The organism is Microcystis protocystis FBCC-A270, from assembly GCF_050500235.1.
GTDB classification, from domain to species: domain Bacteria; phylum Cyanobacteriota; class Cyanobacteriia; order Cyanobacteriales; family Microcystaceae; genus Microcystis; species Microcystis ichthyoblabe_A.
This window is the reverse complement of the sequence record NZ_CP191407.1, coordinates 1,044,120-1,068,891: the sequence shown is the minus strand read 5'-3', so window position 1 is coordinate 1,068,891 and position 24,772 is coordinate 1,044,120. Positions and strand designations below refer to the sequence as shown.

The following is a 24,772-nucleotide window of genomic DNA, read 5'->3' as shown; positions in this document are numbered from 1 at the left end:
GAATATGTCTAAACTCTCTAACCTCTCTAACATTGACCTAATCATATTCCCAAACCTAATCAGTTATTCCTTTACAAACAAATTATCAGAACGTGAGCAAAAATGGTTGATTTTCCCAACAATAACCTTTATCCCTCTTTATTTTCTGACATTTTTAATAATTACAATTAGTGCGATTTTTGTAGGAATATCACTAACAAAGGAGATCGCAATTTATTGGACAATGAAATTAGCAACTCAACCCTATTGGTTAATTATTATCTCGATTGGTTTCTTAACTTGGCTTGGCGATTTAGGAGAATGGATACTTAGAAAACAAAGATACAGACTCAGCAATAATGTTGCTGCGATTGTCGGTGCGATTTTTATAAACTTATTAGGAAATTACTTAAATCAAGTTTTTGGGAAACACTTTGATCCTAATTCCTTATTATTTAATTCTAGCCTTGCCGCCGTTGGAGGATACGGGGGAACAACTCAGGATAGAAAAAATAAAAATTTTATTGGTGCATTAGGAGCCGCATTAGCCAGTGTCTATTTTATTAATAAATATCCTCTTCAAGTATTTTCGATTACTCCCAGTATAGAAGCCCTATCCGAAAAAATTCTTTATCTTATCGGGCTATTAATTGGTATTTTGTCAGGAGGATTTATAGGCGGATTTGTCGGCTTATTGATCGGATTTTTTCTCGCAACTTTATTCGCTTTTGCTACGTTCTACTTCTCTTTCGGGGTGTATCACTTAGCCCAGCAAGTAATGAACGATTTTCAAGAAAGAGGCTATAGTAAAACCTTTACTAGCATTATTTTGATGATCATTACCTTATTCGGTAGTGCATTTGGTTTAATACTTAGTCTTATTTTTTAAAGAATCCGCTAAGACGGATTTTAACCGCCTATCCTTTAGCTTCCTGCATTCCAAAACACCCAAAAAATAGGGTTTTAAAAAAACCAGAATTCAAAATAGGAAATAGCGTTGGTCTATGGGTAAAACCGTAGCGGGTTCACAGATTAATAATTCCCCGTAAGTACGCACTTCGTAGGTTTCGGGATTAACTTCCATGCGCGATAAAGCGTCATTAAGCTTCATACTAGCCTTACTGATATTGCGCGTATTCGACACGGCCACGGCGGTTTTTTTCAGCTTTAACTTCTCAGGAATGCCCGCTTTTACAGCATATTTAGAAACAAATGTCAACGAAGTTTTGGCGATCGCAATTCCAAAAGAGGCAAACATGGGACGCATATTTTTAGCTATCAGCCATCAGCCGTCAGCTTTTTTCTCCCCGCTCCCCCATCTCCCAATTCATAATTCATAATTTATAATTTATAATTTATAATTCCCACTGATCACCGATTACTGTTTACTGATCACTGATAAAGTCTCCCCTCCTTTGGAGAAATCAACCATGGCCCAGGCAACGGAATTTGATCGCAAAATGATGCAAAGATGTCTAACCCTTGCTAGGCAAGCCTTGGGGCGGACTTCTCCTAATCCCTTAGTCGGTTCTGTGATCGTTCAAGAGGGTACAATTATCGGCGAAGGTTTTCACCCAGAGGCCGGACAACCCCATGCAGAAGTTTTCGCCCTGAGACAGGCAGCAGAAAAAGCCCGTGGTGCCACTTTATACGTCAATCTTGAACCCTGTAACCACTATGGACGTACTCCCCCCTGTAGCGAGGCAATTGTGCAAGCAGGCATTAAAAAAGTGGTGGTAGGGATGATCGATCCTAATCCCCTGGTGGCGGGGAAAGGCATTCAAAGACTAGCATCGGCAGGCATCGAGACGCTGGTGGGAGTGGAGGAGTCCGAATGTCGTCAACTCAATCAGGGTTTTATCCATCGCATCACCGCTAAAAAACCCTTCGGTATTCTCAAATATGCCATGACTCTCGATGGCAAAATTGCCGCTACTAGCGGTCATAGCACTTGGATTACTAGCCCCGCTTCTCGCCAAATAGTCCACCAACTGCGATCGGCCTGTGATGCGATTATCGTCGGCGGTAGCACTGTCCGTCAAGATAATCCCCACCTCACCACTCACGGCCTCTCTGATCATAATCCCCTGCGCGTGGTCATGACTCGATCGCTCGATTTACCACCCTCCGCTCATCTTTGGGATACCAGTCAATTTCCCACCCTTGTCTATACACAAATTGATGCTAATGTCAAGCTTCAGCAACAATTATTAATAAAAGGCGTGGAAGTGATCGAACTAACCGAGGTGACACCCACTTTAGTGATGGAAAATCTCTATCAGAGGGGATTTTGTCAGGTTTTGTGGGAGTGCGGTGGTGGTTTAAGTGCAGCCGCGATCGCTGAGGGCATGGTACAAAAAATTATCGCTTTTATTGCGCCCAAGATCATCGGGGGAATTAATGCACCTACTGCCGTGGGTGATTTAGGTTTCCAGCTAATGAGCCAAGCTTTACAGTTAGAAAATGTCACGGTTAATTATCTCAATCCCGATATTTTGATTGAGGGATATCTGCAAAGTGAAAAGTAGAGCTACTGCAATTCTGGCTCAATCGGCAAATCTCAACCAACCGCTTGCAAAAGTCAAAAAGTCATCAATAACCGCGATTTTTGCGTTCGAGTTCTATAAATCGCCCCGCTGCCGTTAAATCCCTTTATCGGTACGGTTATCACCCTAGAGGAAGTTGGGCAATCGCTCTGTGATCAATGGTGCCATTATCGAGCAAAATAAAAAAGTTAGAATAGTCAAACCCTTAGTGATTGAACGTATGACGGTACTCGAAAAAGGTAATATCACGATTCATACCGAGAATATCTTCCCTATTATCAAAAAATCCCTCTACACTGACCATGAAATTTTTCTGCGGGAATTGATATCTAATAGTGTTGATGCCATCTCGAAATTAAAAATGGCTTCCTTAGCAGGAGAAGCGAGAGGAGAAGTCCCCGAACCAGAAATTAATCTCGCCATCGATAAAGAAAATCGTACCCTATCAATTACCGATAATGGGATCGGGATGACGGCGGAAGAAATCAAGAAATATATTAACCAAGTTGCCTTTTCCAGTGCGGAAGAATTTATCAATAAATACCAAAAATCAGCCAACGATTTAATCGGTCATTTTGGCCTAGGTTTTTACTCGGCTTTTATGGTGGCTAAAAAGGTAGAAATTGATACTCTTTCCTATCAGGAAGGTGCTACCCCTGTCCATTGGTGCTGTGATGGTTCTCCAGAGTTTGAATTAACCGCTTCTTCCCGCAGCCAAATCGGCACCACTATCACCCTAACTTTAATGGATGAGGAAGGGGAATATTTAGAACCTGCCCGCATTCGCCAGTTAGTCAAAACCTACTCAGATTTTATGCCCGTTCCCATTAAAATTGATGGGGAAGTGATTAATCAACAACGGGCTTTATGGAAAGAATCTCCTCAAAATCTGACGAAAGAAGACTACCTAGAATTCTATCGTTATCTCTATCCTTTCCAAGAAGAACCTTTACTCTGGGTACATCTGAATACCGATTATCCTTTCTTGCTCAATGGCATTCTTTATTTTCCCAAACTCAGACCGGATGTGGATGTCTCAAAAGGACAATTAAAGTTATTCTGTAACCAGGTTTTTGTCAGCGATCATTGCGAGGAAATTATTCCCGATTTCCTGATGCCCTTGCGAGGAGTTATCGATAGTCCAGATATTCCTTTAAATGTGTCTCGAAGTGCTTTAACCAAAGATCGCACCGTTCGCCGTATTGCCGATTTTATTGCCAAAAAAATTGCTGATCGCCTCAAATCTCTATACAATGAAGACGCAAAAGAATATATTCGTTGTTGGGAAGATGTGGGAACTTTTATTAAATTTGGTTCCTTAAAAGAGGATAAATTTAAACAGCAGGTAGAAGATATTTTAATCTATCGCACTACCTACAAAACCCCAGAAACTGCGGTACAAGTGGAAGTACAAACCGCCGAAGGTGACGCATGGCAAGAAGCAACGGCGAAAACTCCCCTAGAAGCGATCGAACAGGAAGGTTATACTACTCTCAAAGCCTACCTGGAACGCCATAAAGAACGCCACGAAAATCGAGTTTTTTACTGTACCGATCCTCGGAGCCAATCCACCTACGTTGAACTCTACAAAAATCAAGGGTTAGAGATCCTCTTCTTTGATTCTTTCATCGATACTAATTACTTTATTCCTTTCCTAGAAAGAGAATACTCCGATGTGAAATTCACCCGGGTTGATTCTGAATTAGACTCGACACTGCTCGAACAGGATCAAGCTAGTGAAATTATCGATCCCAGTAGTAATAAAACCCGGGCTGAATTGATCAAAGAAATCTTCACCAAAGCTCTCGATAATTCCCGCATCAATATCAAAACTGAAGCCTTGAAATCCGATGATCCCCAAGGTACTCCCCCGGCAATTGTCTTACTTCCAGAAGCGATGCGACGCTTACAGGAAATGACGGCAATGATGCAACAAAAAGCCATGGCTTTCCCCGAAGAACATATTCTGATGATTAATACTAATCATCCCCTCATTCAACAAATTATCCAGATTAGTCAGGGAAGTATTGTTACTGGTAGTGGCGAATCTCCATCGGCGCAATTAGCGAAAATGCTCTGTCAGCACGTTTATGATTTGGCTTTAATCGCTCAAAAAGGATTTGATGCTGAGGGAATGCAAGCTTTTGTGGAACGTTCCAATCGCGTTCTGACTAAGCTAACCGAAAAGATTTAATCTATTGCCAAACTTTGGCTGTTTCGATATGCTGAGAGTGTGTTAATTCACACTCTATTTTTTTAACCCGATCAATATGATCTAGCGATAAGCTATCTTGCCGCCGTCAGCCTTGAATTAGTTATCAGTTATCAGTTATCAGTTATCAGATGTAAGTTTTCAGTTCACTTATACTGTTTACTGTTTACTGATAAGTAGGGAGGCACAATTATTTGTAGGATGGGTTAGCGGTAGCGTAACATGAGCGGGCGTTGGGTTTCATGCTTCAACCCAACCTACGTTCTGTTTACTGATAACTGTTTACTGTTTACTGATAACTGAAAAATGCGCTTACCCACCCTCAAATATGAGCGAGGAACCTTAATTCTCCATCCACCACCAAAAGGGAAAAAATGGCTAGATTTCGCCACTTGGGATGATCGTATCGAAAGATTTCGCATTTTGGCCATTCATTATCGTCCTCTCGTGGAAACCCTACAGGAGGAGGGCATTAACTTCCAAGATGAAGCAAAAGCTTTCAACAATTTAGAATTAATTGCCAGTTTTGAACGGGAACCCTACCCCCATCAAACGGAAGCGTTAATCGCTTGGAAAAAATCCCAGAGAAGGGGTGTTATCGTCCTTCCCACCGCTGCCGGTAAAACCTATCTTGCCCAATTAGCTCTACAATCGACTCCCCGCAGTACCTTAATTATCGTGCCGACTATTGATTTAATGCACCAGTGGTATGCCCAGATGTTGGCGGCTTTTCCCGATGCCGAGGTAGGATTATTAGGGGGAGGTTCTAAGGATAATAGTGCTATTTTAATCGCCACCTATCAAAGTGCGGCAATTTATTCAGAAACTCTTGGCAATCGTTACGCTTTTTTGATTTTTGATGAATGTCATCATTTACCATCGGATTTCTTTCGGAAAATAGCGGAAGATTCGATCGCGCCCTATCGTTTAGGCTTAACAGCAACACCGGATCGCGGTGATGGTAGTCATCAAGATTTAGATTATCTTATTGGTACAATTGTTTATCAAAAAAGTCCCCAAGACTTGTCAGGAAAAGCCCTAGCTGATCATGAAATAATTCAAATTAAAGTGAAACTATCTGCAAAAGAACAGGAAAAATATCAAGAAGCAATTAAAATTCGCAATGATTTTTTAAGAAGAAATAATCTCAGTTTGTCTGGTTTAGATGGTTGGCAAAATTTTGTCATGATTAGTGCCAGAAGTAGCGAAGGGCGCCGCGCCATGTTAGCGCACCGGGAGTCGAAGGAAATATCCTCCGGAACCCAGGGAAAATTGCGGGTTTTAGCCGAGTTAATCTGTGAACACTATCCGGAGCCAATTTTAATTTTTACCAACGATAATGCCACAGTTTACGGCATTTCCGAGAGCTTTTTAATACCTGCCATAACCCATCAAACTCCTGTGAAAGAACGCCATGAAATCCTGACCCGTTTTCGTCAGGGAGAATACAAAATTCTGGTGACTTCCCATGTTCTTAATGAAGGGGTTGATGTGCCGGAAGCACGCATCGCGATTATTTTATCGGGAACCGGTTCCACGAGGGAATATATTCAGCGTTTAGGACGGGTTTTAAGAAAAGGCCAACAAGAGGATAAACGGGCGATTTTGTATGAAGTGATAGCCGAAAATACGACAGAGGAAAAAACCTCCCAACGACGACGGGGAGAGCAGAAAAATAAAACTAGCTATAAAACCGGTAATCGACAATTGGAATTATTGCCTTCTCCTCCGAAAAAATCTTTTTCTTTCCCGAAAGCTGCCGAATCTTCTACCCCTTGGGTAAGTTCTCCAGAGTCAGAGGAAGAATAGAAAATTTCTCTGGGGGATTTTCCTCTATAATAAAGGTAAGTAGGTAGGTGTTAAAAGTTGTCAGATACCCCCCTTATCAAGGGGGGCAGGGGGGATCTCCCCGCCTATCGGCACCCCCCTTATCAAGGGGGGCAGGGGGGATCTCCCCGCCTATCGGCACCCCCCTTATCAAGGGGGGCAGGGGGGATCAGAGGCAAAATCTATCTTCAATTTAATTATAACCACTTACTTAAAAAATCTAGATTGATACCCCTATGACCGAACTTGCTCAACAAAAATGTCAACCTTATCAATCGGGTTCTTCTCCTATCACTGCCGAGGAAATTACCGCTTTACAGGCTAAAATTCCCGATTGGAATCTCTTAGAATACGAGGGTATTCCCCGTCTGCAAAAACTCTATAAATTTGCCAATTTTCAAGGGGCAATCGCCTTTACTAATGCCGTGGGAGAAGCGGCGGAAAAAGAAGGCCATCACCCAGCTTTATTGACAGAATGGGGTAAAGTTACCGTTTCTTGGTGGACCCATGACGTGGGGGGATTACATCAAAATGATTTCATCATGGCTGCCCGTACCGATGATATTTATCGCCAACAAAATGCTTAATCGTAGGCGCGAATCATCGCTTGGGTTCCCTGTTTAATTCCCTTACCTTCGTCCAATTCCGCTACTACTTTAAATAAAGCTTCTGCTAAATCTGTCCCAGGCAGAATTTCCCCGGCTGTCTGGGCAGTTTCTTTGACTAATCGCAAATCTTTTAAGATATGTTCAATCATAAAAGCTGGCTGTAAATCTTGGGCGAGGATTTTTGGTCCCAAATTTTCCAAAGCCCAAGAACCCGCCGCCCCCGTTTTACAGACTTCTATGACTAAATTGGGGTCTAATCCTTGAATTTTTGCCATTTTTAGAGCCTCACACAGCGCCACCATGTGAACCGCCCCCAAGACTTGATTACAGAGTTTTACCGCTTGTCCGTTGCCGATTTCGCCACACCAGCGAATAGTTTTGCCCATGGCTTGAAAACAGGGCAAACAAGTCTGAAAATCCGCTTCTTTCCCCCCCACCATAATGGTTAAAGTGCCGTTTTTCGCCCCAATATCGCCCCCAGAGACGGGAGCATCGAGAAAACGGAGATTATTTTCCTCTAGCTTTTTACCAATCATCCTAGCGGCTTGAGAGCCAATGGTACTCATATCCACCACCAGAGTTCCCACCGCTGCCGATTCCATGACACCCCCCGGTCCTAAAATTACCGCTTCCACGTCAGGCACATCTCCGACGCAGGTAAAGACAATCTCGGCATCCCTGACGGCGGCGGCGATACTAGAACAAATGTTCGCACCTGATGCCCTGGCAATGATTATCCCCGGCGCTTCTGGGCTGCGATTCCAAGCATTAACAGCAAAACCTCGACCGACAAGATTAGTCGTCATCGGCGCTCCCATCACTCCTAATCCTAAAAAGGCAATTTTTTGACTCATAATTTTGGTAATTAAGGGAAAGGGAGGTGTGGGGTGTGGGGTGTATTTTCAGTGAACAGTAATCAGTAAACAGTGAACTGATTACTGTTTACTGATTACTGATAACTGATTACTGATAACTGATTACTGATAACTGATTTAGGATTCTACCATTTGCAGAAATTGGGCTTCTGAAAGGGTTTTAATGCCTAATTTTTGAGCCTTTTTGAGTTTCTCACCGGGAGCTTTACCGAGGAGAATATAATCAGTGTTCGCACTGGGGGAACCGGTAACAGTACCACCGACATTAATAATCAATGATTTCGCTTTCTCGCGACTGATTTTGCTGAAGGTTCCTAGTATAACTACGCTTTTTCCCCTTAGGGGATTTTCGGCGGATTCTTGACTCGTTTGCACTATCTTTGCTGCGGGTTGCACTTCTAAACTTGTATCGGCAACCGGGATTTTTTCTGCTGCTACTACCGGAGTTTCCTTGGCCATCACCGGGGGGGTTTCTGGTTCTGCTACTACCAGAGTTTCACTAATAATTGCTTCTGGTTCATTAGTAATAATGGGAGCAGTTTGTCGAGAGAAATAGTCTCTTTCTTGCTGTAGGTTTTGAATTTTAACCTCTAAAGCGGCGATTTCTGCTTGCTTAGTTGCTAACTCGCCCTCAAACTTAATTTTTTCCTTTTCTAAAGCTTTAGCTGCCGTTTTTTTGACTTCTAAATCTTGAGTTAGTTGGCGATTTTGTTGGCTTAATTCCTCGATATGACGGGAAGTTGTGGTTTCTAATTGGTCTTTTTCGGCACTTAACTGGTGTAGTTGAATCTCTAAATTAGAAATGTTTTCCCGATAGGTTTCTAGCTGTTGGGGTAACTGGGTTAATTTCTCTAATTGCCCTTCTAAATTAGCAATTTTTGCCTGAGAATCAGCCAATTGTGGCGGTAACTGGGTTAATTCCTGTAATTGCCCTTCTAAATCAGCAATTTTTGCCTGAGAATCAGCCAATTGTGGCGGTAACTGGGTTAATTCCTGTAATTGCCCTTCTAAATCAGCAATTTTTTCGGCAGCAGTGGTTAATTCTGCCGATAATTCCTCTTTCTGGACTTCTAAAGCTTGTAACTCCAGTTTAGCTGCTTCGAGATGAGCGCCGAGACTGTCCTTTTCGGCGGTTATGGCTGTCACTTGAGCGACGGTTTCTTGGAGTTTTATAGTTAAATTGTCGCATTCTTGCCCTAAAGAGAGCGATCGAGTTTGACTTGCGGCTAAATCTTCGCTGAGAGACTTTTTTTGCTGCTCTAACCCAGTAATTTGACCCTGTAAGCTGGCTATTTCCTGCTGTCCTTGCTCATACTGTTCTGTTTGGTGAGCCAGATTCTGTTCTAAGGTTTGAATTTGACCTTGCAAGTTGGGAATTTGGGCGGCTAAATCGCTTAATTCTTGGTTTTTATGGTCTAAATCGGCCACTTTCGCCCTTAATTCCTCAGCTTTTTCTAGCTCTTGCTGTAAGAGAGTTTTATCCTGTTCTAGGGTCTGAATTTGATTATAGAGAGAGGTGGTCTGTTTTTTGGTCAAATCAAATTGACGGTTAATTTCACCTTTTTGCTGCTCTAAAGTTTGAATCTGTGCCTCTAGGCTAGTAATTTGGGCTTTTTCTTGCTCTAATTGCTCCATCAAACCAGCTTTCTCCGCTTCTATTTCCTTAGCGGTGGTTTTCAGTTGTTCGATTTCACCCTCACCTATCTGGACAGCTTGCTGGAGGGACTGGAGAGAATTTTCTAAATCCGTAGCTTTGTGCTGTAATTGGGCGGAATGTTGTTCTATGTGAATGATTTTGGCGTGCAGCTGCTGATTTTCGTCTTTTAAGTCTGATTGCGCCACGTCTAAACCCTTGACTTGAACCAACAAATCTGAGTTACTTTGCTGTAATTGCGCTTGTGCAGCTAAAAGGGCGGTATTTTTGCTGACGAGACTAGAGCGCGACCAGAGGAATAGTCCTCCGAAAACAGCACTTAAACCTAATCCTTCATAAATTAATTCGTTGAGCATATCTACCCTCCTAGACAAGCGAAAAACAGTCACCTAACCGAACTGATGCGGCAATTTTGGTTATAGACCTACATCTCTACTTATATCAGTTACGGGGTACATTCGGGGGAAGGGGGGAAAAGTCACTTCTTTCACCCTGCTGTAAAAAGTGATTTAGCTATTCGCGTTATGCTAATTTGTACCTGATCCCATTCTTGGGTGATTTCCAGGTCAATTTCTTCCTGATGATCAAAATAGTAGCCCATGGCCGCATGAGCTTCGGCTGATAATTATCCATTGTCAATTGCCTATTATCCATTGACCGCGATCGCCTTTTGACCTTTGACCCCTTCCCCTTGAACTGCGATCGCTGATTAGTTGATAGTCAATAATTGATTGAAAAAACACGGATGAGAAGCTAGGGACATTTTTTCTGGGCCAAGTCGCTAGAATGGGACTAGACTCCTCAAGCTTGAAGAATCTTCCTATGTCAGACGCTGTAACGATCGCCGATATTTACAAGTTATTTGAAAGAACTGAGGCCCAATTTGCCGAGTTTCAAAAGGAAGCTGATCGCCGCAGTGCCGAAGCCGATCGCCGCAGTGCCGAAGCTGATCGCCGCAGAGAGGAAGCTAATCGCACGATGGAAGAATTAAAAAAACAGGTACAAGAAACGACCAAAGCCGTTAATAACCTCACAACGCGCTGGGGCAGATTCGTTGAAGAAATGGTAGAGCCTGCGGTTGTGCGTTTATTTCAGGAACGGGGCATTGATGTCACCCAAACGATGAGTCGCTTGAAAAGTAAGCGTCCTGGGGCGGCAATGGAGATTGATATTGTGGCGGTGAATGGGAGCGAGTTGGTGGCTGTGGAATGTAAATCTCGACTGTCGAGGGATGATGTAGATGATTTTGTCAGCCGATTACAGCGATTTAAGGTTGCTTTCCCCCAATTTCGAGAGTTTCGGGTTTATGGGGCAGTGGCAGCAATTGAAATTGATCAGGGGATAGATGTCTATGCCTATCGGCGCGGTTTGTTTGTGATTAAGCAATCGGGGGAAACGGTTAAAATTATCAATGATGCTCAGTTTCAACCTTTGGGTTTTGCTGAAGGTGTTTCATCTCTTTTTTAAGAAGGCGTAATTTTGCGATCGCCTTTTTAATTAATAATGAATAGTTGATAATGTAAACTGTCAGGAGTCATTACGGCGGATTGTTAGTTTTATTTTATTATCCAAATTAGTAGTCGCAAACACGCACCCTACACTCTACAGCAGCTTAACAGGAGTCGCACTCATGGTTCTGGTATTTGTAAATCTCGACAAATTTTCCGCGTCAAGAATTCATTGATTTCACGATGGCGCGGAATGGCTGAAGATTTCTGATTGACACGATTTACATAAATCGTATGATTGCCGCCCTCTCTTAAGAATTCACAGCCATAAGCTTCTAAATGACGAATTAAGTTTATACGTTTCATGCAGCCCAGAAAGTAACAGACTCTCGAATCACTTCTTGTCCTTGCAGTTGCTCTTCAGCTAATATACGATTAGCTTCTAAAACTAGCTCAATTGCTTCTTCTAAATTACTTCTAGTTTCTTCTAGAGTCTCTCCTTGAGTATTAGCTCCTGGCAATTCTTCGACAAAACCAATATAGCCTTCGGGAACTTTCTGGAATATTTTTGTTAGTTTTAGTTGCATGATTTACCTCAGAATTTTAAATTATATCACCCACCATCATTAAAGTTAGCGGTGCGTTACGGCTGCTGAAGTGAAGCTAACGATATAATCGGATACAGCCCAAGCTGCATAATTAAGAGCCTGGCGAATATCTTCCTCCTCCAACTCTGGATAAGCCTCTAAGATTTCCTGAATAGATAACTGACTAGCCAACAGTTTCAAAACAAATCCTACAGTGATACGCATTCCTCGAATCGTTGGCTGTCCAAGACATATTTGTGGATTAACAGTAATACGGTCTAGCTCTCTAATCACCGTGGAACTCCTGAGATAAACTCCTCCTGTATTGTTACATACAGCAATGAATGTTGAGCAAGTTTCTGCGCTGCTGCGTGTGAATTAAGCGGCGACGAGAGTAAATATACAGCATTTATCCACCAACTAACACCAATCACGGGTTGAGGTTTCGTTGAGGACATCGAGAGGGAAAAGCCTTTTTGGATATTCTGAGCGTTAGCGGTGGTTTTAGAATACACCATCTCTAGGAGCCTATCTTGCTATAATGTAAACTGTCAGGAGTCATTTTGGAAACCATCATGGAAATAAAAAACATTAAACAAAAAGCCAGAAATTTAATCGATAAATTGCCGGATAATTCTACATGGGATGATTTGATGTATGAGATTTATGTGAGACAGGCAATTGAAGCAGGATTAGCCGATAGTGAGGCGGAAAAGGTTATTTCTGTGGCAGAAGTACGCACTAAGTTCAAGCTAGAGCCATGAAAGTTTTCTGGACAGAAACCGCCGTTAATCATTTATCATCCATCTACAACTACATATCACAAAACTCCCCTCAATATGCTCAAAGACTGGTGGAAAGATTGACTAGACGCTCAGAACAGATTGCTAATTTTCCCTTTTCGGGTCGTCTTGTTCCGGAGTTTGAAACTGAGCAGATCCGAGAAGTTATCGAGGGTTCTTATCGCATAATTTATTATATCAAGCCTGACCAAATCGATGTTATTGCGGTACTTCATGCTGCCCGAAACATTGAAAATCCACAAGATTAACGATAATCCAAGACCATTGGGGGAGTAAATTAATGGCAGCAGTGAAGATTACCAAAAAGCGCAAGAAAGAACCACAAAGGCACAAAGAACACAAAGATTTTCTCACCCATAACTTTCTAGTAGGAACCATACTACAAAAAAATCGGAGCGGTGGTTAACCCCTCGGTGACAGGTATCCAAAAGCCACAACCCGCATGGCTTCGTGGAAAATTACCTGTTAATAATTGTTCACAAAATCTTGTAACCCTATATGCTACAGTCCTTTAAGTCTTGACGCGAGAGAAGAGACTCTAAATATACCCACCTTGGCAATACCCAACCCAAACCCATGCACCCCATGTAAACGCCCGCCGTCACCCTCAAGACCGTGGTTGTATATAAGTATGGGGAAAGTAAAAGCTAGCGACTCATTTGTAGCATGATATGCTACTTCATTGACCGCCAACCATTTGCCTCCTGCTGTCCAACCAATGAGATCGCCAAAACTATTCCACACTTCCTCATTATAGGATTTCGTACCCTCAAGATCACGGTAAATTTTCGCCTGTCCCTTGATACCAAATTTTCCTGCGCTGTAGTCCATCCAGAGACGGTCAATCTCATTGATTACCTCTAGGGATACCTGACTAAAAAGATCATAGAAGTCATCATAATTTTCTATAACCATCCACTGGTACATAATGAAAGCGGTTTCGTAGTCGGATTTTTTCCAATCCTGTTGCTCTAGGTACTCCTCTAACTTTTGATAGATTTGTTCTTGGTTTGCTATGAGATGTTCCCTCTGTTTTCTCAGTTCTTTTTCGTAGGCGCGATCAGCTTCTCGGTTATATTGTACCGAGATCATCTTATCGAATTGTTCTCGGAAACGATCTGGGTTTTCTGTCTCTGCAAAAGCTAGACGGAAAATCTCGCGCCATCTTTCCTCGTTTTCGTTCTCTTTATTCCCCCAAAGTTCGGTTAAAACCTTGGCTGCCGTTTTCTCTAAATCAGAAAGCTTACTTGCATCTTTGGGAAGCTCGATATGGGGGTTAATATGTTTGATGTGGGAGGCGCGGTAGAGGGTTTCTCTGTCGTCATTGTGGATTACCTCGATCAAACCTTTATCTTGTGCTTGTTGTAATTTTTTCTGATAGTTGGGAACCGATTGACAAACCGCTTCTAAAGCAGCCAAAGGGACAGGAATTTCATAGATTAGGCAATTACTGACCACTTTTTCAAGAGCTTCATCCGTCAATAGTTGCGGTTTTTCTTCTAACCGCCAGACTATTTTATCGCGCCAAGTAACATCAGATCCATTCTCAAATGACTGCAATTTAGCATCTATATCCCCTGAACTTAAAACCTCATTATTGAGCCATTCCAACAGACGGGGGTTGCCATCAGCAAGATTTAAAGCTCTTTCTATATAGCTTTTATCAATCTTACCCGAACTAAAATGCTCTAACCGCCGCAATTTCTTTTCTAAATCGGACTCTTTGTATTTGAAAGAAGGCAAAGACTCCAGATGATAAAATTCCTCTAATAGAGGGGATTTGAAGGTATAGCGCGAGGTAATAATCAGGCGATGATAGTAATTAGTTTCCTGTATCGCCCAAACTAGAGCTTGTAATAGGGGGGCTACCCCTGCTTTAAGGATATAGTCATCGCTGGCTGAAGGGCATTCTAAGTTAAACTCGAAATCATCAAGAATAAGCAAAAGAGGCTGGTTTAACTGACCAAAAACACCAAAAACATTCTTTAAGCGATAGTCTAAATCCTCATTAGAATCCAGAAGGATTTGACGTTGTGGACGGTCTAATTTTTTAGCTAGGGTATTAACCAAGCTAGTTTGATCAATTTGTTGCCACCAGACAAGCTTAGTATAGTCTGGAAGGCGATCGCACAGACGAGCGGCGAGGGTACTTTTCCCGTTACCACCCCCACCTTGCAGGAAAACCCCAGCCTTATGAATTGCTTTAGAATTATCAAAGGGTTTTTTCAGCACTTGCAAGCAATCCTGAAGATCACGGCGGCGACCGATAAAAGTTTCCCGTGTGGCTACCCGCAAATATTTCGTTTCTGAGTCCACAAATTGGTCAACAACGGATACGGGAGGTAAAGGTTTTTTCTGTCCTCTCTTTACCAAAGCTTCTGGGATACTTTCCCGGACATAGAGGCGTAAACAATGCCAATCCCTCGCCTGATTTTCCAATAACTTCTGATAGGCAAAAGCTAACGACTCGCTTAAAGTAAAGCCTTGGGAAAGCTTTTCGTAGAGGATGGCCGCCGTGTCAGCAGCTTCGTTATCCCTGACGGGTTGACCCCACCCCAAAACAGCTGTAGCCCCATTTTCTAATAACTTCTCGGCCATCGAAAGGATCTCATCACCATCGGAGTAGCCTGTCCGACACCCTGATAAAAACAACAGCTTGGGTAAATTAAACTGTAATTCTCTGGCAATATCTTCGGCGCTGGTATCTTGCCTATCTCCGTATTCTGTCTCAGTAATAAAATAGGGTTTCCGCTCCTTGATGGTAGCGTGTCCGCTCAAGTGGATAACATCGAAATATCCTCTATCTTTACTGGCTATCAATTCGCCTAATTCTTGAATACAGCCGCTCTCTTCAACGGTTAAAGATAGGGGTTTTCCTCTAGTTGCTTTGAGGATCTTCCCTTCTTCTGCCTCAAAGTCTAGTATAGGCGTTACACCCTTAGCAGAACTTGCCATGAAAACTACATTTAAGGCTCGATCCTGCGGGTTGTTGTCCACAGTTAACAGCCTTTCATTACCGGTTTTCATCCACCGCAGGGGAACAATAGCGGGATACTTAGACACCAGAAAACCCTGACCATCGTGTAGAAGTTCCCAGGGTAGATGGACTAATCCTTTGCTGGTGCTGATAGCTAGAACTATTTTCTCTCCCCGGTGGCTATCTAATTCGTTCTGGAGGATGCGCTCCGTACCATCTAACCATCGGTACAAACCTTTTCCTGTTTTGGCGTGGTCTTTCGGTAAACGGGTATAGTAATCGGTGTCGGCCTTTTTACTTAGGTTGTCTATTTCACTCAAGCATCTTGTGTAGGTACGAGTCTGGTTGGGGTTATCCCAGAAAAATCGGAACTCAACCCTATTGCTACCCCTCTCCTGAAGGTCAATATGCAGTATCTTCATGATTTTTCTTGTTCCAAGAGTTTTTGTAGTTGCTCTAGGGTAGCATCTTTGAGCAGCAGGCGATCGCCGTTTTTGCTGACAATTAACACCCGTTCGATTTTCGGGGTTTCAGGAGAGTCAATTTTTCGCTTTAATTGGTAAAATTTCTCAGCGATGGTGATTGTTCCGCTAATAATGCCGATGATGGTGGCGATGGTAGCAAGGGTTCCCTCTTTCTCCTCTTCGGAGATAACTTCGTAGCTGCCTTGCACCCCTTCCATCTCTAGGATATCCTGAGCAACTTTGATAGCATCGGCTCCTTGAATTTCTATCTGCATCAGTTTTGTTCCTCCTGTCAGTACCCAAGCAAAATGATCCTAAATCCGTTTATTAAAAACTGATTATCTATTCCCCCCTTTGCCTGTCCTGATATGTAGCCTATACTCAACGAATCTAGTATGACCAGCTTAGTTGGGGAAAAAATCTCAATTACCATCAATGCTTGACCTAAGAAAATATTTCAGTCTCTCCGTCGGGAAATAACCTATTAGAGACTGAAAAATCTTAGTCATTCCATTCCCCTTTGGGTGGTACGGGGGGATTGCGTCGAAGATGACGGGTTAAGTCCTCATCCGGTTGTTTCTCTCCTCTTAGCCACTGTTTAATCGCTGTTTCGATAATGCGACTAGGATCGTTAGTCAGGTGTTTAATCTGGTCTAAAACTTCCGAGTCAAGGTGAATAGCGATTTCAACTTTCTCCGCCGTGCGCTGAGTCGGTGTAGCATTGTCGTTCATAAGCTCTATTAATGATTGCTATCTATCATTCTACCCGTCAGTCGAGGATTCTCATCCAAGAGTTTATCTATAGTAATCCGATTTGGACAAATCATAGAGCCTTTCCTTAGCCATTGCCCTTTGCCTGATTTTGTCCCCATACTCAAACTGACCATAGTTTCCTGTGGATGCCGAGAGGGGAAGCCAAGGCCAAAACCCTGACTATACTTGCAGTTTAGCTTTTTTTACCTTTTACTTTTCGCTTTTGCTCCAGCCTTAGAGACTTTACCTCTACAATGAATTAAGGAATCTAAAATTTTATAAACCCCTGACTTTTGCCAACAGTGAACCACGATGACTGACGTTCCCGTTTCTCGCATTCGCAATTTTTCCATCATCGCTCATATCGATCATGGTAAATCAACTCTCGCCGATCGCCTCCTGCAAATTACGGGAACCGTAGCCCAACGGGAGATGAAAGAACAATTTCTCGATAATATGGACTTGGAACGGGAACGAGGTATCACCATCAAGTTACAGGCGGCACGGATGGATTATACCGCTAAGGATGGTCAAAAATACGTTCTTAATCTGATTGATACCCCCGGCCATGTGGATTTTTCCTACGAGGTTTCTCGGTCTTTAGCGGCGTGCGAGGGAGCTTTATTAGTTGTGGATGCGTCCCAAGGCGTGGAGGCGCAAACTTTAGCCAATGTTTACCTAGCACTGGAAAATAACCTCGAAATTATCCCAGTTTTAAATAAAATTGACCTACCCAGTGCCGAACCGGAACGGGTCGCAGCGGAAATCGAGGAAGTGGTGGGTTTAGACTGTAGTGAGGCGATTCGGGCTTCGGCTAAGGCTGGGATCGGTATTAATGATATTCTAGAGTCGATCGTCCAATTAGTTCCCCCTCCCCAAGATACCCTCGAAGAACCCTTCCGAGCTTTAATTTTTGATAGTTATTACGACGCTTATCGAGGGGTAATTGTCTATTTCCGCGTTATGGATGGTCGGGTGAAAAAGGGCGATAAAATTCGTTTTATGGCTTCCGGTAAAGAATTTGTGATCGATGAATTGGGAATTTTATCACCGCAACAGGTACAGGTAAATGAACTGCACGCGGGAGAAGTGGGTTATCTGGCAGCCGCGATTAAAACTGTTGCTGATGCCCGGGTGGGTGATACGATTACTCTAACCGCTAAACCAGCACAAGAGCCTTTACCCGGTTATACAGAAGCAAAACCGATGGTTTTCTGCGGATTATTCCCCACCGATGCTGATCAGTATGCCGATCTCAAAGATGCCCTGGAAAAGTTAAAATTAAACGATGCAGCTCTATCCTACGAACCGGAAACTTCTAGCGCCATGGGTTTTGGTTTCCGTTGCGGTTTCTTGGGACTGCTACACATGGAAATCGTCCAGGAAAGACTAGAAAGGGAATATAACTTAGATTTAATTACCACTGCTCCCTCGGTAGTTTATCAGGTAACTACTACCGATGGGGAAATTGTCGAAGTGGATAATCCCAGTTTGTTACCTTCCCCACAAAAACGGGAAAAAATTGAGGAACCTTATATCCAAGTGGAAATGATTACTCCGGAAACCTATGTAGGTGCTTTGATGGAATTATGTCAAAGTCGTCGGGGAGTTTTCAAGGATATGCGTTATTTTACTAAAACTCGCACCGCTTTGATTTATGAGTTACCTTTAGCGGAAGTGGTGACGGACTTTTTTGATCAATTAAAATCTCGATCGCGCGGTTACGCTAGTATGGAATATCAATTAATTGGCTATCGGGAAAATGAGCTAGTTAAATTAGATATTATGGTCAATGGTGATCCCGTTGATGCTTTAGCGATGATCGTTCACCGGGATAAAGCTTATTATGTTGGTCGTGCGTTAACCGAAAAGTTAAAAGAATTGATTCCCCGGCATCAATTCAAGGTTCCCATTCAAGCAGCTATTGGTTCTAAAATTATCGCTAGTGAACATATTCCCGCTTTAAGAAAGGATGTCTTAGCTAAGTGTTATGGTGGTGATATTAGCCGCAAGAAAAAGCTGTTAGACAAGCAAGCAAAAGGGAAAAAACGGATGAAAGCGATCGGAACTGTTGATGTCCCGCAAGAGGCATTTATGGCAGTCCTAAAACTCGATCCTCAGTAAAATCTTGGGGTGAGAATTAACTCACCCTTTTTAGTTTTAGCAGTGGGGAATTATTATGAAACTTTTGAGATTATCCTATCAAGATTTATCCTCTGGATTAAGTATAGATTCTTGCAAATTTTTTCCAGATTTGAATTTATTAGTTGGTATCTCAGGTGCAGGAAAAACCTCGATTTTAAAGGCTATTAGTAATTTAAAAAGAATCGCTAACGGTGAGTCTATAAATGGAGTAAAATGGGATGTAGAACTTTTAACCAATGATCATGTTCGTTATCATTAGGTTGGGTGAATTTGAGGTTAGAAAAGCTCGTTCTCTCATCAAGATTGAAGAAGATGAAGTCAATAGTAATGACGGCGAAAATAGGGTTAGTATAATTAGTGAAACTCTTTTAAAAGATCAAGAGGTTTTGATCAAAAGAAATCAAGAGGTAATTGAGTTTAAACATTCAAAGACACCAAAACTACCATCTTATTTAAGCTGTATAGAGCTTTTCAATCAAGAAGAAGATGTTTTCCCTGTTCGACAGGAATTTAACAAAATGATTTTCAATCCACTTAAGTTTAATATCTCATATTCAGCAGTTGATAAAATCTTGGAAAACGACGAATATGCCAAATATAACTCTCTCTCTGAATTACAATCGAGTCAACTTCCTATTTCTGACAAACTACTGATCACATATCAAAAATATCCTGATACGTTCGAGATAATAAAGAGAAAGTTTTTAGATATTTTCCCTCAAGTTGAAGATTTAAAAATAGAATTTTTAGAACCATTGAAACTAGGTGATCTGATTGTTTCATTAACTAGAATTGGTTTACTTGAAGAGCTACCTCGCATACAAATAAAAGAAAAAAACTCTAATGTTTGGATTTTAGACCCAAATATCTCCTCTGGAATGATAAAAAGCCTGATGTTCTTAGCAACGATCGAATTATCTCCTGATGGCAGTGTTATATTAATCGATGAATTTGAAAATAGTTTGGGAGTTAACTGTTTGGACACTTTAACAGAAGATTTATTAGTTAATTATCGAGATTTACAGTTTATTATTACCAGTCATCATCCCTATATAATTAATAATATCAGTCCTGCCTATTGGAAAATAGTCACTCGTAAAGGAGGAGTAATTCAGGTACACAATGCGGCTGATTTTCATATTTCTAAAACTCGACAAAAAGCCTTTATTGATCTTATCAATGTCCTAGAAGAATTTCCCCAAGGAATTAGTTAATCGATGAATATTTATTTTTTAGTTGAAGGAAGAAGTACCGAAAAAAAGCTTTATACTGCCTGGTTAACTTATCTTATCCCCGAATTTAAGCGAGTTGATTTTTACGATCAAGTCAATCACAACAATTACTTTCTGATTAGTAGTAATGGCTACCCCTCGATACTTAATGATGGAATTCCTAACGCCATCGATAAAATTCAAGAAGTATCCAAATATAACTATCTAGTCATCTGTCTCGATGCTGATGAGGATACTGTCGAAGAAAGAGAACAATATGTTAATGACTTTATCACCAAAAATATTACTATCCCCGCACAACTTGAAATCGTGATCATTATTCAAAATCGCTGTCTTGAAACATGGCTATTAGGCAATCGCACAATATTTAATCCTAAACAACCTTTACAGGGACTTTTAGCTGATTATGTTCAACACTATGATGTTTACGAAAATGATCCCGAACTAATGGGTAGATTTAATTGCAGAAATCATGCCGATTTTCATTTTGCTTATCTAAAGTCTATTTTTAAAGCTAAAGGTTTGTCTTATTCTAAAAAACTCCCTGGGGTAGCTCAAGAACAATACTATCTTAATCAATTAAAAAAGCGTATCGATAAAACTGAACAATTAAAAACCTTTCAGAAATTTATTAATTTTTGTGATAATATTCGCCAAAATTTCCGATAAATTGATATGTGGTGCTTTTGCCAAGGATGAAATATAAGCTGATCTGGCATCGTCTCCTGACTAATAGCTGATTGAGAATACAAGACTATGACAAGGCTTTTGTCCTATAAATTTCTAGGTCGGCAGATTTTTGTAGTATTGTAGTATAATGGTAACTCCAGAAAAACAATCCCAAAAGTGCCTTTAGTCTTTTCAGTTATACTTTAGACGTTCATAATCTGAGATTTATTAAACTTCTGAAATCGTAGAGTCAGCAAGGAATCCAGTTCTTTTTTATGTTTCAGATGGGCATCATTCAGACATTCATAAATGGCTGAAGAAAAGTCAGAAAAGTTTTCATAATATTTACCATGTAAACATTTCTTTTTGACAAATTTCCACAGCCTTTCAATTAAATTTAGATTAGGCGAATAAGACGGCAGATAGAGTAGCTCTATTGACAAAGAAAGAGCCAATTCTTCAACAATTTTACATTTCTGATAGCGGGCATTATCTAAGACTAGAGTGATGGGAATCATTAGTCCTAAAGCAGCTATTTTTTCAAGAAGTTCACAGACTTGAGTTGCCGTAATATAAGTGTCATTAGTAACTAGAATAACTTCATGAGTTATTGCATTTAATGCTCCTAAAACATTGAAGCGTTTACGCCCGCTCGGTGACTTAACAAAAAGTCTCTCAAAACACCAAACAAAACCGAGAAATGCTCCCATGACGAAGTGAGCGGCATCAACAAAAAAAACAGCCCTTTTTCCTTCTTTAGCCTCATTTAGTCTGGGTTCTAGCTTTTTTTCTTTGTAGTCTTCTTGTTCATCTGGGTCAGCTTTAGAAGGAAGAGAACCTATTTTTAAACATTTCATTCCCAAGGATTTTAAGAATTTCCTCACTTGGGTAGGACTTCGTTTTATCCCTGTCAATTCTTCTATTCTATATACAGCTTCATTTATTGTGGCTGGTGGATTTTTCTCGAAATATTTTTTGAGTGTTTCTCTTTGAGACTCTAATTCACTTTTAGGGCGATAGAAGTTGATTTCTTTTAATTTTTCTATTCCGCCCTCTTGATAATCTCGAAGATAGGTTAATAAGGTATTTGGCGAGATTCCTGCTAACTGACAAATTTTTTTGTGCGGTATCTTTTGGCTTTTTAACCAGAGAACTTCCATCTTCAGTTGAACCCGGGGATGAGGATGATGAAATCTTTCATAATACAGTGAGTTCTTTTCTTCTTCCGTGAATTCTAGGTTAATCATGTTTTTAATGAGTGCTTTGCTTCTAATTATGACTCTTGAACTATATTATTGTCTTTGAGTAAAAAATGCAAGTTATAACCGTGCAAAGTATAGCAGTTATCAGATAGAAGTTAAAAATTGGCAATTTACTTGATGTTATGGCTTCCTTACGCGATATTCTCAGTTACTATCGCAATTATCAAAAAGCCGCCTTTTTGAGCATTGCTGCCTCCAGTGTCTTTGAAATTATCGATCTGATGGTTCCCTACGCTGTCGGACAGATTCTTAATGTTCTTTCCGATCAACCTTTAGATGGATTCGTACAATCTTTGGTCGATCGCACCATGATTTTAACTCCCTTTGCCTCAGAAAAGTGGGTTAGTTTGGCGGTATTATTAGGCTTAATTTTCCTAACTACAGTAATTAAAGCACCAATTCAGCCTTGGCTGGGTGCATGGTTTCACTGGGAAATATCCTTAAGAGCGCGACGAGATCATCTCAAAAAAATTATTGCCAAAATTCTCACCTTACCTCTATCTTTTTACGATGAAAATAATCCGGGACGCATCGCTAACCGGATCGCCAAAGGGATAGAAAGTCATACTTGGACTTATCCCGAAGTGGCGGGAATGATGATCCCAAAACTGTTTAGAGTTTTGGGTATCTTTATTGTTATTTGGGTAATTCAATGGCAGATCGCCCTCGCTTTTGTTATTTTTTTTGTATTAATTCTAGCTTTTATTGTGAGAGATTTAAAAGATTTAATGCAAAAAGAAAGAATTCTTGATCGGCACATTGAAAATACCCAAAGTCGCAATTCTGAGATTATTACTAATATCAAAACTGTCAAAGCTTTTGCTACAGAAGGACAGGAATTATATCGTCAGAAACAGCGTTTAGAGAGAGAATTTACCTACGTTATCTATCGCATTCATAAGGGTTATGTGGACTTAATTACTTGGGAAAAAACCCTCGTCCAAGCTAGTTTATTTGGAGTATTTTTCTTTACTCTCCTAGCCACCGTTCAACAGAAAATCTCGATCGGGCATTTTATCACCACCTATACCCTCGCTAGTATGGCCTATGCGGAATTAGATCCCCTATCCCAAATGGCAGAAACTTTTGCCCGTCGCTATGCTTCTATGGCACGTCTAAACGAATTTATCAACTTACCCAGTGGCACTGATGCCGGTAGTCTTTTAGCCGATCATGCCCAACATAATCCCTATCATTTTACGGGGAAAGTAGAATTAAGTAATCTTAGCTTTGGCTATAGTCCAGAAAGAACCATTCTCAAGGATATTAATCTGCTGATTGAACCCTATCAAACCGTGGCATTAGTCGGAAAATCGGGTTCAGGAAAATCCACTTTAGTTAAGTTACTTTTCCGCTATTTTGAACCGAATCAAGGGCAAATTATGATGGATGGCGAGGATATTCGTCGCTTAGATGTGACTTGGTATCGGCGACGGTTAGCGATTGTCCATCAAGAAGTAGATGTGTTTAATGGTACGGTGTTAGAAAATCTCACCTACGGTAATCCTAATATTAGCTTCGAGAAGGTAGCAGAAGCCTGTAAAATTGCCCGTGTCGATGAATTTATTCATGAATTACCTAATGGTTATTCCACTATTGTAGGGGAAAGGGGCGTGCGTCTTTCGGGGGGACAAAGACAGCGTTTAGGAATTGCTAGAGCTTTAATTGTCGATCCAGATGTGTTAGTTTTTGATGAGGCCACTTCTAGCTTAGATTATGAGTCAGAAAGAGCCATTCAACTAGCCATGAAATCCATTTTAGGCACTCGCACCACAATTATTATCGCCCACCGTCTCAGTACCGTTCGAGAAGCGGATCAAATTGTCGTCTTGGATAATGGTCGTATTGTCGAGATCGGTAGCCATGATCAATTATTAAATCAGCAGGGAATCTATCAACGTCTCCACTCTTTGCAAGAAAGCGGTGAACTGGTTTAGTCTTAAAATAGTCTCCGATAGCGGACCGAGAAAATATATCTAATGGGAGTTGATACTATGTCTAACGAAACCGTTACCTATTCCCTAGAAGCTGTTTTGACAAGGATTGAGGGGAAAATTGACAATCTCCAAAAAGATGTTAACCAAAAATTTGACAGTTTCCAAAAAGATGTTGACCAAAAATTTGAAAGTCTCCAAAAAGATTTTAACCAAAAATTTGAAAGTCTCCAAAAAGATTTTAACCAAAAATTTGAAAGTCTCCAAAAAGATTTTAACCAAAAATTTGACAAACTCGACGAACGATTAAATAAGCTAGAGGTGGGACAGGCAAAGTTAACTGAAAAGGTTGAGGGCATCGATAATCGCCTAAAATCAGTGGAAGGAACCCAAAAAAATCAGGTTTGGACATTAATTATTCTTTTGGCAAGTGCGATCGCTACTGCTGGTTGGAAAGTATTTTTTTCAGGTAATCCCTAGAATTAAACAGTGGCTATTAGTCACAGTTTCAAGTTTTGTCGGGTAGTGATTCGGTAGTAGTGGCGTAGCTCTCTTGCTTATCTAGCCTGAGTTGTGTAGAATATTTACTAATAAAAATAATTGCTTGATAAATGTTAAAGATTTGCTTTTTATGATTGCTATTTTTATCAATATCTTCTCTTGTATAATTAAACTTTGGTTAAATTATGATGGAGATTCAGAACATTTTCTTCTGACAAAAAATTAATAAACTTCAACATCTTGTTGTCCTAAATTCGGTTCTTATTTATGAAAATATAGCTGTCATACGTCATATT

The 24,772-nt window shown here is 41.0% G+C and carries 23 protein-coding genes and 1 pseudogene; 14 read left to right on the top strand and 10 right to left on the bottom strand.

From position 1 onward, the window contains the following. Window positions 1–4 precede the first annotated feature (4 nt). Window positions 5–868 carry a hypothetical protein gene (locus tag ACQY1X_RS05240; protein ID WP_430014114.1) on the top strand — a complete coding sequence of 288 codons (864 nt, stop codon included), beginning with the start codon at window positions 5–7 and terminating at the stop codon, window positions 866–868. 90 nt (window positions 869–958) lie between these two features. On the opposite strand, the pseudogene ureC reads toward ACQY1X_RS05240, so the two are convergent. Beyond that, window positions 959–1,246 (bottom strand): annotated as a pseudogene (ureC, locus tag ACQY1X_RS05235) (urease subunit alpha); the annotation flags it as partial. A 163-nt stretch (window positions 1,247–1,409) separates the two neighbouring features. On the opposite strand from ureC, the gene ribD reads away from it, so the two are divergent. The 4 genes from ribD (at window position 1,410) to ACQY1X_RS05215 (ending at window position 7,151) form a co-directional block, all read left to right on the top strand. Beyond that, window positions 1,410–2,507 (top strand): bifunctional diaminohydroxyphosphoribosylaminopyrimidine deaminase/5-amino-6-(5-phosphoribosylamino)uracil reductase RibD, encoded by a 1,098-nt coding sequence (gene ribD, locus ACQY1X_RS05230; protein ID WP_430015459.1) that lies wholly within the window; start codon window positions 1,410–1,412, stop codon window positions 2,505–2,507. Between the two features lie 238 nt (window positions 2,508–2,745). After that, the gene (gene htpG, locus ACQY1X_RS05225) at window positions 2,746–4,719 is read left to right on the top strand and encodes a molecular chaperone HtpG (RefSeq protein ID WP_430015727.1); all 1,974 of its coding nucleotides are present in this window, start codon (window positions 2,746–2,748) and stop codon (window positions 4,717–4,719) included. A gap of 324 nt (window positions 4,720–5,043) precedes the next feature. Continuing rightward, window positions 5,044–6,546, top strand: coding sequence for a DEAD/DEAH box helicase (locus ACQY1X_RS05220; RefSeq protein WP_430014112.1), 1,503 nt, complete (start codon window positions 5,044–5,046; stop codon window positions 6,544–6,546). Window positions 6,547–6,800: 254 nt separating this feature from the next. Then, complete coding sequence (locus ACQY1X_RS05215) at window positions 6,801–7,151, top strand: 4a-hydroxytetrahydrobiopterin dehydratase (protein WP_002744294.1); 351 nt, start codon at window positions 6,801–6,803, stop codon at window positions 7,149–7,151. On the opposite strand, the gene ACQY1X_RS05210 is transcribed toward ACQY1X_RS05215, so the two are convergent. Together ACQY1X_RS05210 and ACQY1X_RS05205 are read right to left on the bottom strand one after the other, a co-directional pair. Further along, complete coding sequence (locus tag ACQY1X_RS05210) at window positions 7,148–8,026, bottom strand: NAD(P)-dependent oxidoreductase (RefSeq protein ID WP_193977692.1); 879 nt, start codon at window positions 8,024–8,026, stop codon at window positions 7,148–7,150. The two genes, ACQY1X_RS05215 and ACQY1X_RS05210, sit on opposite strands and share 4 nt — an antisense overlap. A 138-nt stretch (window positions 8,027–8,164) precedes the next feature. Further along, a complete protein-coding gene (locus ACQY1X_RS05205) occupies window positions 8,165–10,057 on the bottom strand; it encodes a BRCT domain-containing protein (RefSeq protein WP_430015458.1) in 1,893 nt (630 codons plus the stop codon). A gap of 466 nt (window positions 10,058–10,523) precedes the next feature. Between ACQY1X_RS05205 and ACQY1X_RS05200 the strand changes: the two genes are divergently transcribed. Beyond that, window positions 10,524–11,168 carry a DUF3782 domain-containing protein gene (locus ACQY1X_RS05200; RefSeq protein WP_430015457.1) on the top strand — a complete coding sequence of 215 codons (645 nt, stop codon included), beginning with the start codon at window positions 10,524–10,526 and terminating at the stop codon, window positions 11,166–11,168. Window positions 11,169–11,329: 161 nt separating this feature from the next. On the opposite strand, the gene ACQY1X_RS05195 is transcribed toward ACQY1X_RS05200, so the two are convergent. From ACQY1X_RS05195 to ACQY1X_RS05185, 3 genes are read right to left on the bottom strand one after another with little or no spacing between them, the layout of a single operon-like run. After that, window positions 11,330–11,515, bottom strand: coding sequence for a type II toxin-antitoxin system HicA family toxin (locus ACQY1X_RS05195; protein ID WP_002735013.1), 186 nt, complete (start codon window positions 11,513–11,515; stop codon window positions 11,330–11,332). Further along, entirely contained in the window at window positions 11,512–11,736 is a 225-nt protein-coding gene (locus ACQY1X_RS05190) for a type II toxin-antitoxin system HicB family antitoxin (RefSeq protein WP_002734968.1), read from the bottom strand. The genes ACQY1X_RS05195 and ACQY1X_RS05190 overlap by 4 nt, the downstream gene beginning before the upstream one ends. 45 nt (window positions 11,737–11,781) lie before the next feature. Next, complete coding sequence (locus tag ACQY1X_RS05185; protein WP_002762195.1) at window positions 11,782–12,030, bottom strand: DUF433 domain-containing protein; 249 nt, start codon at window positions 12,028–12,030, stop codon at window positions 11,782–11,784. Window positions 12,031–12,311: 281 nt separating this feature from the next. Between ACQY1X_RS05185 and ACQY1X_RS05180 the strand changes: the two genes are divergently transcribed. Both ACQY1X_RS05180 and ACQY1X_RS05175 read left to right on the top strand, forming a co-directional pair. After that, window positions 12,312–12,500 carry a hypothetical protein gene (locus ACQY1X_RS05180; RefSeq protein WP_002762197.1) on the top strand — a complete coding sequence of 63 codons (189 nt, stop codon included), beginning with the start codon at window positions 12,312–12,314 and terminating at the stop codon, window positions 12,498–12,500. Next, window positions 12,497–12,787 (top strand): type II toxin-antitoxin system RelE/ParE family toxin, encoded by a 291-nt coding sequence (locus ACQY1X_RS05175; protein ID WP_430015456.1) that lies wholly within the window; start codon window positions 12,497–12,499, stop codon window positions 12,785–12,787. Before ACQY1X_RS05180 ends, ACQY1X_RS05175 begins: the two co-directional genes overlap by 4 nt. 253 nt (window positions 12,788–13,040) lie before the next feature. Here ACQY1X_RS05175 and ACQY1X_RS05170 read toward each other — a convergent pair whose 3' ends face one another. From ACQY1X_RS05170 to ACQY1X_RS05160, 3 genes are all read right to left on the bottom strand, one after another. Then, entirely contained in the window at window positions 13,041–15,938 is a 2,898-nt protein-coding gene (locus ACQY1X_RS05170; protein WP_430015455.1) for a CHAT domain-containing protein, read from the bottom strand. After that, window positions 15,935–16,255: a hypothetical protein gene (locus ACQY1X_RS05165; RefSeq protein WP_430015454.1), complete on the bottom strand. Its 321-nt coding sequence runs from the start codon at window positions 16,253–16,255 to the stop codon at window positions 15,935–15,937. Before ACQY1X_RS05165 ends, ACQY1X_RS05170 begins: the two co-directional genes overlap by 4 nt. 226 nt (window positions 16,256–16,481) lie before the next feature. Further along, window positions 16,482–16,712 carry a type II toxin-antitoxin system CcdA family antitoxin gene (locus ACQY1X_RS05160; RefSeq protein WP_002732463.1) on the bottom strand — a complete coding sequence of 77 codons (231 nt, stop codon included), beginning with the start codon at window positions 16,710–16,712 and terminating at the stop codon, window positions 16,482–16,484. Between the two features lie 333 nt (window positions 16,713–17,045). Here ACQY1X_RS05160 and lepA point away from each other — a divergent pair, with 333 nt between their 5' ends. The 4 genes from lepA to ACQY1X_RS05140 are packed head-to-tail and all read left to right on the top strand — an operon-like array spanning window position 17,046 to window position 20,779. Continuing rightward, window positions 17,046–18,857 (top strand): translation elongation factor 4, encoded by a 1,812-nt coding sequence (gene lepA, locus ACQY1X_RS05155; RefSeq protein WP_002762209.1) that lies wholly within the window; start codon window positions 17,046–17,048, stop codon window positions 18,855–18,857. 55 nt (window positions 18,858–18,912) lie between these two features. Then, on the top strand, window positions 18,913–19,137 hold the full coding sequence (locus tag ACQY1X_RS05150) for a hypothetical protein (RefSeq protein ID WP_430015453.1): 225 nt from the start codon (window positions 18,913–18,915) through the stop codon (window positions 19,135–19,137). Then, window positions 19,121–20,092: an AAA family ATPase gene (locus ACQY1X_RS05145; RefSeq protein ID WP_430015452.1), complete on the top strand. Its 972-nt coding sequence runs from the start codon at window positions 19,121–19,123 to the stop codon at window positions 20,090–20,092. Before ACQY1X_RS05150 ends, ACQY1X_RS05145 begins: the two co-directional genes overlap by 17 nt. 3 nt (window positions 20,093–20,095) lie before the next feature. Continuing rightward, complete coding sequence (locus ACQY1X_RS05140; protein WP_430014105.1) at window positions 20,096–20,779, top strand: hypothetical protein; 684 nt, start codon at window positions 20,096–20,098, stop codon at window positions 20,777–20,779. A gap of 203 nt (window positions 20,780–20,982) precedes the next feature. Here ACQY1X_RS05140 and ACQY1X_RS05135 read toward each other — a convergent pair whose 3' ends face one another. After that, window positions 20,983–22,026 carry an IS630 family transposase gene (locus ACQY1X_RS05135; protein WP_069474877.1) on the bottom strand — a complete coding sequence of 348 codons (1,044 nt, stop codon included), beginning with the start codon at window positions 22,024–22,026 and terminating at the stop codon, window positions 20,983–20,985. Window positions 22,027–22,163: 137 nt separating this feature from the next. On the opposite strand from ACQY1X_RS05135, the gene ACQY1X_RS05130 reads away from it, so the two are divergent. Further along, window positions 22,164–23,978, top strand: a complete 1,815-nt coding sequence (locus ACQY1X_RS05130; RefSeq protein WP_430014104.1) for an ABC transporter ATP-binding protein — start codon at window positions 22,164–22,166, stop codon at window positions 23,976–23,978. A gap of 57 nt (window positions 23,979–24,035) precedes the next feature. Then, a complete protein-coding gene (locus tag ACQY1X_RS05125; RefSeq protein WP_002734645.1) occupies window positions 24,036–24,455 on the top strand; it encodes a hypothetical protein in 420 nt (139 codons plus the stop codon). The last annotated feature ends 317 nt before the right edge of the window (window positions 24,456–24,772 follow it).